Source organism: Xenorhabdus littoralis, from assembly GCF_033949345.1.
GTDB lineage: Bacteria > Pseudomonadota > Gammaproteobacteria > Enterobacterales > Enterobacteriaceae > Xenorhabdus > Xenorhabdus littoralis.
Genome location: NZ_VCDP01000110.1, coordinates 23,269 through 32,739, shown reverse-complemented (window position 1 = coordinate 32,739; position 9,471 = coordinate 23,269). Strand labels below are relative to the sequence as shown.

The window sequence follows — 9,471 nt, the reverse complement described above, 5'->3', positions numbered from 1 at the left end:
ACCGCATAAGCCCCCCCTGCCGCTAATGTTGCATTATCAAAAGCTTCACTTTGCAGAAATTCCAGTGCCTTATCCGGGGTCGATTTTTCTGTCCGGGGGGGTACCGGCGAAGACCGGCCCCCCTGTGCCGGCGATGTACGATGATTTGCCACGGGAGGCTGATAAGGCCGCTGTGCCGCCGCGGCCCCCATAATGACATTCTGTGAAACGCTCATGTTTCTCTCCCTGTTATGGGTTATCCTTCTGCTCACCGCGCAGCTGGAAGGTGGCCATCATCGTTTGCATCTGCGCCCGCTGTTCGCCTGTCATTTCCCCCTGACAGGTGCCCGTGAAAATCAACACTTCTTTAGGGGTATTCAGCATCATCATTAATTGATGCACCGCGCCACTCGGGGCACGCCAGCGAAACTCAAAGGTTTCCGTTTCCAGCCCGTTCAGCTCACCCGATTCATGGGCTATCGCGGCATACTCTTTCAGCTGTTTGCCAATCGCGGTCATTTCCCGCTCTGCAAACTGGCTGAACGCCAGTCCCCACGGCAAATTGTCCCGGGAGATGGTAAAGCTGGTGCCGTTCTTTTCATCTGCGCTGTTCAGCACCAGAATGCTCGCATCCTGCCAGCTTGTTGGCAGCATGATCGTGCCGGCGTTGAAGTGGAAAGGGGATAGATCAAGTTTATTGTTCATCGTCAATCCTTTTTGCTGCAATTTTAAAAACCAATACGCTTTATTTGTTCAGGTTAATCTGACCGCCCAGCACGGTGATGCCACTGGCATTCAGCTCAATACTGGAGCCGCCAAAAGAAATTTTGATATTTGTCTTCGTCATCTGGATGTTGCCGCTGCCCACTTTCAGGGTGATGTCATCCTGCGCTTCATACAGTTGAGTCCCTTCTCCCCCTTTTCCTGCCGTGGCTTTTACCTGTACCGAGTTTGCCTCCGTGCTGCGTTTCAGGCAGACGGTCTCTGTCAGGTTGCCCTGTGTCACGGTCTTATGCTCATCGCCGGTCTGGATAGTCAGCGTCCGATTCCCCGCTTCCACCACCAGGCTCTGGTTGTCTTTCACCGTGGTGTGCATGTCCTTCTGCGCATGCAGGGACAGCCTTTCGCTGCCCTTCGAGTCCTCAAACAGCAGTTCGTTATACCCTTCCCCCTTGTGGGTCTTGGAGCGGAAGGCCATCTGGGTCTTGCTGCCCGGCAGGGCCCCCGGCGGGATGTTGCTGGCGTGGTAGGTCCGGCCGGTGACGATCGGCTGGTCCGGGTCGCCGTGCAGGAAGTCCACCACCACTTCCTGACCGATGCGCGGGATGGCGAGCATGCCCCAGCCCTGTCCGGCCCACGGTTGGGTGACGCGTATCCAGCAGGAGCTGTGGTCGTCACTGTTGCCATAGCGGTCCCACGGGAACTGGAGGCGGATGCGGCCGTACGGGTCACAGAAGATTTCTTCCCCCGCCGGGCCGACGACTTTGGCGATTTGCGGGCCGTCAACAATCGGTTTCGGCAACGGTGCCGGCCGCCAGTGCTGGTTATGGCGGATGAAGCTGAAGTGGCTGTGCAGGGTGGTGCCGCTGTCGCCGCTGGCGGTTTCCCGCGCCTGGGGCTGGCTGCCGGCGTGACTGGCACTCACCACCTGCCACGGCTGGTTGAGGTCGGGGCGCGGGTGGTTGGTCAGGGTGAACAGTCTGCCCGGCTGGACGGCGATGGCGTTGCCGCTGCCCTGTCCCGTCACTGCGTCGTTGCGCAGGGCTTCAAGGCGGTAGCGGGTAAAGGCTTCGCCGTGGACTTCGTCTTTGAACCGTCCCGGGTAGTCGTAGTGCTCGTAGTACATCTCCTGTAAGGTTTCTTCCTTCATCTGTGCCCGGAATTCGGCCGCCCACGCCGGGTTTTTGAAGGTGTAGTCCTTGAGTTCGACCTGCGCCGGGCGGACCTGTGCACTGCAGGTCAGGCTGCCCACGGACGGGTCGCCCACCGTGCTGCCTTCGCCCGGCTGATACGGGATGACGATGCCCGGCGGGACGGAGCCGGCGTCATCCGCGAACACCAGCGTGTTACGCCCGTTGCCGCATTCAAAGAAGTAGAAGATGCCCTCTTCTGCGGTCAGGCGTTGCAGGAAGGCAAAGTCGCTTTCCTGATATTGCACGCAGAATTCCCGCTCGGGGTGCGAATGGCGCAGGCTGAAGACCACGTCGCGGATACCGTGCTCTTTCAGGAGGGTGGTGACGATGGTGGAAATGTCCTGCTGCTGGAAGATGCGCGAGTTCTGGCGCAGGGTAGTGCGCCACAGGTCAGGACGGACCGTCATCTGGTAGGTGGTCTGGTGCAACCCGGTGTTGCCCTGTTCGAAACGCGCCACCATGCCGGTGATGCTGCGCTGTTCCACACCCTCCTGCAGGATGGTCAGGGTCGCGCTGCGATCCAGTACCGCCGGAAAGTCGATGGCCGGGTCGGCACTTGCCAGCCCGACACTCAGGCTGAACGGCTGGGAAAACCCTTCCGTCAGGGTGAAGTCGGTGACGACAAAGGTCTGAGGCGGCAGGCCCCCCGCCGTCAGGGTAAATTGCAGGCCGCTCGGGTCACTGCCCCCCATCAGCATCTGGCCGGCTTTTTGCAGCGCTTTGGTGGCCGCATTCTGCCCACCGGCAGCCCGCTCGGCCAGTCCCTGTCCGCCGCCAAAGCCACCGCCGGAGATTAAACCCGCGCCTCCGGCGGAGCCGCCTCCCGCACCACCACCGATACCGCCGGCAAAGCCGCCGCCCGGCATTAAGCCTGCGGTACTGGCTGCGCCGCCGCCCAGCTTGCCGGTAGCCTGTTTCGCTATTTGGGCCGCCTGCTGTCCTTGCTGGACCAGCGCCTGCCCTTTCTTCAGTTTCGCCATGCTCTTTTTCATTGACATACGGATGTCTCCCTGATTAATGTCCGCCGTCCGGTGTGACGGCTTGTTCATGGTGCGGGGTCGGGTGGCCCGCCGGATTTTCTGTCGCCTGACGCAGCCGGTCATAACGGCCGAGCAGGGCGTTAAAGCGGTCATCGATGCCTTTGAGCAGCACCGGCGGGGCACTGTCCCCTTTCGCCGCGTAGACGCTCAGCTGGCGCAGCAGTTCTTCCAGCGGGACGTCACTGCCGTGGCTGCGCTGGATGTCATAGATGGCGGTTTTCAGGTAGGACAGCGTGAAGCTGCCCCGGGTCCGCTCCTGCAACAGGATTTTGTCCGACAGCTGCTGAAGCCGGTCGCGGGTGGTGTCCCAGCTGCCTTTCAGGGGCACACTGTCGATACGGGCCGTGACCTGCTGCTGCCATTGGCGGGTGGCTTGTTGCTGAACCGGGGAGGCCGGCCAGCGTTGTTCCGCAGTGTCCGTCAAGGCCCGGGCCGCCTCCCAGGTCGCCAAGAGCGGGGTTTCTGCCAGTCGTTCAAGCTGGGACGCATAGTTTTCCAGCGCCGGCTGGTACAGCCAGGCCAGCCGGGCACCGGCGGGTTGTTCGGTCATGGCGCTGAGTTGTTGTTGCAGGGGTTTGTAGAACAGCAGCCAGCTGCCCACCAAGACCAGAACACCCAGCAAGGCACCGAGGCCAAAGCCCTGCCAGGCGCTTAAGCCGCGCGGCGGTTGTTCAGGAAACTGCACCCGCACCCGTTGTTGGGTATCAGCCGCGGGCTGCGGCTCATGACGGGGCAGGGGCGGCGGGGGTGGCGGCGTTTCCGGTTCGGCCTCTGACTGGGACAGATAAACCAGTGGCGGCATCTGCATCGGCGGGGCGGCGGGTTTCGCCGCCTGCCGCGGTTTTTCCAGCTTTTTCGCCGCGTTCTGGAAGAACCACAGCAGATTTTCCACCCGCGGCAGACGTTTCAGGTCGGATTGCTGCAACCGGTCAATGATCAGCTGGAGTGCCCGTTCCGCCCGGTAAATCATCCGCAGGTCGCTGGCGGCAAAATCCTGCTGGCGCAAGACACTGCCGGTACGGGAGTGAAACCATTCCAGCAGGTCGGTGCGCACCTGCGGCTGGGGCGGCCACAGGGTGTCCCATTCACTGACGATAACCCCTGCCAGCAGTTCGCAGCCTTCGGTGAAACCCGCCAGCCCGTTCAGTTGCATCCGGGCCAGCGTGTAATAAATGGCGGTCTGCAAATCGACGCCGTTGGTTTTGAACACCGTCAGGGACAGGGATTCCACCAGTGGCCAGTTCACTTCCGGTTGGGCCGGATGGCTGGTTTTGTTGATTTCATCTCGGATAACGGCAAATTCCGGCAGATTCAGCGGACTGCCGCCCGCCCGGATGATGAGGTTTTCAGGATGCCCGCTCATATTCTCGCTTTTCTCCTTAAAAAAAACCCTGCCCGAAGGCAGGGGAAGTTGTGCTTTCAAGACTGACCCACTCGCCCCTTCCCTAAAGAAGGGGCCCGCCCCTCAACTGAACCGCGGCGGCTCAATAAAGGGTGTCCGGCAGTCTGAACTGGCTGAACAGCCCGCCCGCAAACGGGTTGTCTGATTCATCCACGTAGACGCGGTAGGTCATATCGCCGCCCTCCACATTGAAACGCACGTCAAAGAAGCCCGGCTGGACATTGGTCAGCTGGCCACTGTTAATCAGTCTCAGCTGGGCCCACGGGCCGACGAAACTGATGGAGCGCGGGGCCAGATTGCTGCGGTCCGGCATCAGGGTCAGTTTGCTTTCGGTGCCGGCGCGCATGGAGTTCGGCCAGATAAGCCGCGCGACGTTACTGCGGCCGTGAGAGTAATCCACCAACTGACCATCCAGATTCAGCAAGGCCCGGCGTTTGTTGCCGGTCAGGCTGACCGGTTCGATGGCAAATTGCGCCCCCAGACCGTTTTGGGGGGTAAAGAAGGTGGTGCGAATGCGGTTCGCCATGTCCAGCTGTTTCATGACGTCCGGACGGATCAGCGTCTTGCCGTCCGTGCCCGTGGTCAGGTTGTATTCCACAAACGGTTTCAGGCTCTGCTTGTAGAAGGTATCCAGCGTGCCGTCCGGGCGGAAGAAGCGTTCAAATTCGCTCAGCGGCACTTCTTCGGTGGCTTTCGGATTGAACGGATAACGTCCCGCCAGATACGTCTTGTACTGTTTGACCACGGAGTCGTTCCATTCCACTTCCAGCGAACGGATGGCTTCCATCATCACCACACGCCACGCCTGCTCCGCCAGTTCACCAACCCAGCGGTTCAACGGCTCCGGCAGGGTTTTTGCCATCTGCTGGACTTCAAAAATCGCGTCACTGTTGTTTTTGTCCAGACGCATCTGAACCGCCTGCAAGGCCGCTTTACCCGGAACAGGGGAGTTCTGGATCGCCAGCAGATAGCGGTGCAATGCCGTCAGTTTCTGGTAGACGCTTTGCAGCGTACTGCCCTTGTCGCCGCGTTCCACCAAGACCCCGGTTTCCGGGGCAAAGTCACGGCTGATACGGTTTAACAGGTGGTAGTCTTCCTGCTTCAACAAGTCTTCTTTTTGTTTTTCGCTCAACGCATTGCCCGCCAATGGCGGGTTGGTGTTGTCACTCAGGATTTGCAGCGCCCGCTTGATGGGTTGCTCGCCACTGATCACCTGCTCGATGGCACTGATGGCCTGCGGCAGATCTTCAAAATCACGGACTTCAAGGTTGTTCATCGCGGCCCGCCAGTTAGCGGTGTAATCCGCGACATACAGTTCCGTGATTTCATTCTTGATCCTGTCCTGATCCGTTCCGCTGTAATTGGATAAGCCCTGTGACTGGTCTTTCTCTGTCTCGCGGAGTTTATCCTGCCGCTCCTGTTTCAGGTTCAGCACCCAGCTGTCCATCTCCGTCAGTTCCACCAGCTCATTGCCCTGCCGGACAAAGTAATCCATCAGGCCATGACGGGTCAGGAACTGCGGGATCACCAACCGCTTTTCATTGCTGGCAATAAACACACTGTCAAAACTCGGACCAATCTGGTCACGCAGATTGATCGGTGCTGACAGCGCATCCTGTGCTTTGATACGCAGGTTCTGGTAAACCCGTTGTTTCACGGAAAGGGCTCTCAGCTCGTCCTGAGCCTGCCGGATCGGCTTGGTAAACGGGGCGAAACTATCAATGGCCTCTTGATTGCCCTTGTCACGTTTTTCTTTCCAGTCAGTACGATCCAGCGCGTAATCCAGATGAGTCAGCAATGCATCCTGTATATCACGCTGACCGTGGAACGCCTTGCTCCAGCGTTCACGCATATACTGTGCGACCAGTCCGCTGTTACGCTTGCTTTTATCTTCCATCATGCGCATCACACGCAGGATCTCGAGTTTTTCCTCACTGCCTGCGGGAGCCTGATTCAGATCATCCAGCAGTCCGTGCATCAGAGACGGCAGGAAACGCTGTTCCAGTAATTTTAGGTAAGTTTCTTCCACATACCGCCCGACACTGCCGCCCTGATACAGCGCCATATCGGCCAGAAAGGATTTCTTCTCATGGTAGTTGCCGTAAGCCAGTGTCGCGTCACGGATCGGATTCAGCTGAGGCAACTGGCGGTCACCATAGCGGTCATCTTCCTTTGGGGGCGGGACGGACAGGAAGTTTTTCGCCTGCGCCAGCACTTCTTCACCCGCCCGGTAGTTTTTCTGGTAGAAGTAATGCCAGCCGCCCCACAGCGCCAATGTCACCAGTGCACTGACGGTAGAGAAGGTGTACAACTGGCGGCGGTTACGGCTCAGCCAGATGCGGTTTTCAGCCGCCAGATTGGGTTCTGCCAGCAGGACGTCTTCGAACAGGGCGTGAGTAAAGTACGGCAGGGTATCGCCCGCCGGCCAGGTCGGATAGGCCTGAGAACCCAGATGATACTGTGCCGAGGCGGATTGGGTGAACAGGTCATCCATCTGCCCCACCTGATGCGCTGAAGTCAGGTAAACCCCGCGCAGTGTCGGGCGATGGTGTTCGTCGTTATACAGGATGTCGTCCAGCATCTGGACAACATAGCTGTGCAATCCCTGAATCTGGCGGGTGAAGCTGAACAGGGCGCTGCGCTGGTTGGCATCCACGTGGTTCAGCATCATATCCGGCATGGCGGTATTCAGGTTGTTCATCCACTGTTGCCAGAACTGTTCCAGCTCACTGCGCCACGCTTTTTCATCGCGGTTGTTGAGGCTGAATGTCACCCCGAGGATCTGGTCACGCAGTTTGCGATCCAGCGACTGGTACATCGCTTCAAAACCGTGCAACAAGTCGATTTTGGTCATCACCAGATAAAGCGGCAACTGGCTGTGGAAAGTCAGTCGGATGTCTTGCAGGCGCTGATGAAGTTCCCGCACGTAGCGTTCACGTTGTTCGCGGTTATCGGTCAGCAGGCGCAAGGTATCCACGGTCAGAATGATGCCGTTGAGTGGCTGGCGCTGGCGGTTTTCGGTCAGCCAGTTCAGCAGCGCTTCCCACAGGCGGCTGTTGATTTGTGGTTTATCGCTGTTCAGAGGAACGGGTTGGTCAATCAACTGACCTTTCGGGTCGATAATGACCGCTTTTTCCCCCAACCAGCAGCGCAGCATCAGAGGCAGTTCCCCGTCCTGACGCAGATATTCCGGTGCCGCGATTTCGGACAGCTTATAGCCTTCCTTGATTAGCGAGGTTTTACCGCTGCTCTGGCTGCCGATCACCATGTACCACGGACGTTCGTACAGGTAATTGTACGAGTCCAGATGGCGTTGTAGCTGAGATTTCCAGTGGTCCAGATAGCGATCCTGATGTTCGATGTCCACCCGAACCGGATCAACCACTTTCAGTTCAACATCCAGATTGAGTTTTTCCAGTGTCCGCAAGCGACGCCACGCTTTCATGCCGATCCAGCACAGCACCATCATGATGATGATGGCGGTTGCCAGCCAGCGGGCAGAAAGACTTTCCAGCGGATAATCGTTACGGATTTTCCATTCCGGCCCCCACCACCAGACTGCAATCAGGAGCAGGCAGGGGATAAGCGCCAGAATCACCGCCATCCCTGCCTTGAAACGCGGCAGGGACTTAAACTTCCCCAGCGCCGGCAAGGCCGATTTTAAGGGTGCCAAAGATGACAAAGAGGGCCATTTCATGGGTTAACGCTCCTGTTTGAAGCCGTATCCTTGGGAGGAGAAGGAAGTTTTTCAGCCAGTAAAGTCAGCAGGCTGGGTTCCCATTGAGTGAGTAACATGTGTTGTCCCGTGTGTAACAAGTTCCGGTAGTGCTGTTGGGCCAGCGCCGTCATACCCGCATCTTCAAGCAATTGGGCATTGAGCAGTTGGCCGTAAAATTGATCCCGTGGCTCGGTAAGTTGTTGCTGGTGGGCTTCCAGCATTTTCAGGGCAGCTTCTAATCCCTGTTGCTGGAAACATTGCCAGATAGCTTCCTGATCAGCGGAAACCGAGCCATTGCCCGTTGCCATCGGTTCAGGTGCAAGCCAGTCGAGGGTTTCTGGAGAGATAAACGGACTCATGTCGGAAAAACTTAAGGCTTTTAACCCGGGCAACCGCTCCAGAAAGGCATTCAGTTCGTCATGAATGGCCTGCGCGACGTTTTCATAGCCCAATTGCAAGGCAACCTGTGCGGCAATGATATGACCATCCAGCCAGTAAGGTGCCAGCGTCAGACTTTGCTCGATTTGTTGGAGCAATTTGTTGTCTGCCATCGGCAATCTCGCCAGATAATCGGCGGTACGATCTGCCGAAGCGGGTGCCAGCGGGGTTTTTCCTGTCGCATTCGCCGTGGGTGCCGTGGTGATGGTGTGCCAAACTGCGTGACGACGCAGAGAATAGCCAACTGGCGATTCCGGATGCCGCTCACACAGTAAGTCAGCCACTGTCATCAGGGTCTGCTTCCACGCTTTTTCGCTTGAGCTATTGACGTCCACGTCTGGCATTGGCGATGTTTCGTAGGTCTGGGACGCTTGCGCCGCAGAGTCTCCTGTCGAGGCTGACGTAGCCGTTGGGGCAGGTGTTGGTGCCATCGGTACAATTTCTGCCTGACGGTTATAACGAACACGCAGTTGATCGACTTCTTTGGCCAGTTCAGGTTCATTGGCATGCCAGCATTGGGCAAGGTGAGCCAATGCGCCTTGCGCTTCATCCCGTTCACTTTTGCTCGCCTGCTCAATAAAGCTATTTTGCGCGGAGTCAAAACGCTTGAGCACCTGCTGCGCCAACCGGCGTTTTATCAACGGTTTGGCCGGCGATGCTTTTTCCCAGTAGTTTTTGACATAGTCAGTCAGCAGCTCCATAGCGAGGATCAACTCAGCGGAGTTACCTGCATGTTGCAAGGTACGCAACAGGTGAACCATCAGCCGGAAGTCTTTGCTATTTTCACTCAGCAACTGCAACGCTTTTCGTTGGATCTCTTCAACATCCAGCGAGCCATGCGACAGCGAACCAAACTTTATCATTTCGCCGTCAATATATTCCCATGCGGGTTCGCTATCGCCCGGTGCCTTGCCAATCTGTTCGTCGGACAAGGGGGCCAGCAGAGAGCCGAACCAGTCAAATTGTGTTCTGATGTCCATG

6 protein-coding genes are annotated in these 9,471 nt (G+C 57.8%); all 6 read right to left on the bottom strand.

All coding sequences use genetic code 11. The annotated features are described in order from the left end of the window. Positions 1-215: hypothetical protein (locus tag FE394_RS18065; RefSeq protein WP_319927721.1), on the bottom strand; the 215-nt coding region annotated here is incomplete at its 3' end. A 13-nt stretch (positions 216-228) separates the two neighbouring features. Further along, on the bottom strand, positions 229-684 hold the full coding sequence (locus tag FE394_RS18060; protein ID WP_319927720.1) for a DUF1795 domain-containing protein: 456 nt from the start codon (positions 682-684) through the stop codon (positions 229-231). Between the two features lie 40 nt (positions 685-724). Continuing rightward, the gene (locus FE394_RS18055) at positions 725-2,590 is read right to left on the bottom strand and encodes a type VI secretion system Vgr family protein (protein ID WP_319927724.1); all 1,866 of its coding nucleotides are present in this window, start codon (positions 2,588-2,590) and stop codon (positions 725-727) included. Between the two features lie 316 nt (positions 2,591-2,906). Beyond that, positions 2,907-4,355 (bottom strand): VasL domain-containing protein, encoded by a 1,449-nt coding sequence (locus FE394_RS18050; RefSeq protein ID WP_319927719.1) that lies wholly within the window; start codon positions 4,353-4,355, stop codon positions 2,907-2,909. Positions 4,356-4,416: 61 nt separating this feature from the next. Continuing rightward, complete coding sequence (gene tssM, locus FE394_RS18045) at positions 4,417-8,031, bottom strand: type VI secretion system membrane subunit TssM (protein ID WP_419836362.1); 3,615 nt, start codon at positions 8,029-8,031, stop codon at positions 4,417-4,419. Beyond that, on the bottom strand, positions 8,028-9,470 hold the full coding sequence (gene tssA, locus FE394_RS18040) for a type VI secretion system protein TssA (RefSeq protein ID WP_319927718.1): 1,443 nt from the start codon (positions 9,468-9,470) through the stop codon (positions 8,028-8,030). Before tssA ends, tssM begins: the two co-directional genes overlap by 4 nt. Position 9,471 lies beyond the last annotated feature (1 nt).

Bases quoted from the DNA above. Each gene is read 5' to 3' on its own strand.
- tssA (WP_319927718.1), bottom strand. From the start codon at position 9,470: ATGGACATCAGAACACAATTTGACTGGTTCGGCTCTCTGCTGGCCCCC.
- FE394_RS18055 (WP_319927724.1), bottom strand. From the start codon at position 2,590: ATGCTGATGGGGGGCAGTGACCCGAGCGGCCTGCAATTTACCCTGACG.
- tssM (WP_419836362.1), bottom strand. From the start codon at position 8,031: ATGAAATGGCCCTCTTTGTCATCTTTGGCACCCTTAAAATCGGCCTTG.
- FE394_RS18060 (WP_319927720.1), bottom strand. From the start codon at position 684: ATGAACAATAAACTTGATCTATCCCCTTTCCACTTCAACGCCGGCACG.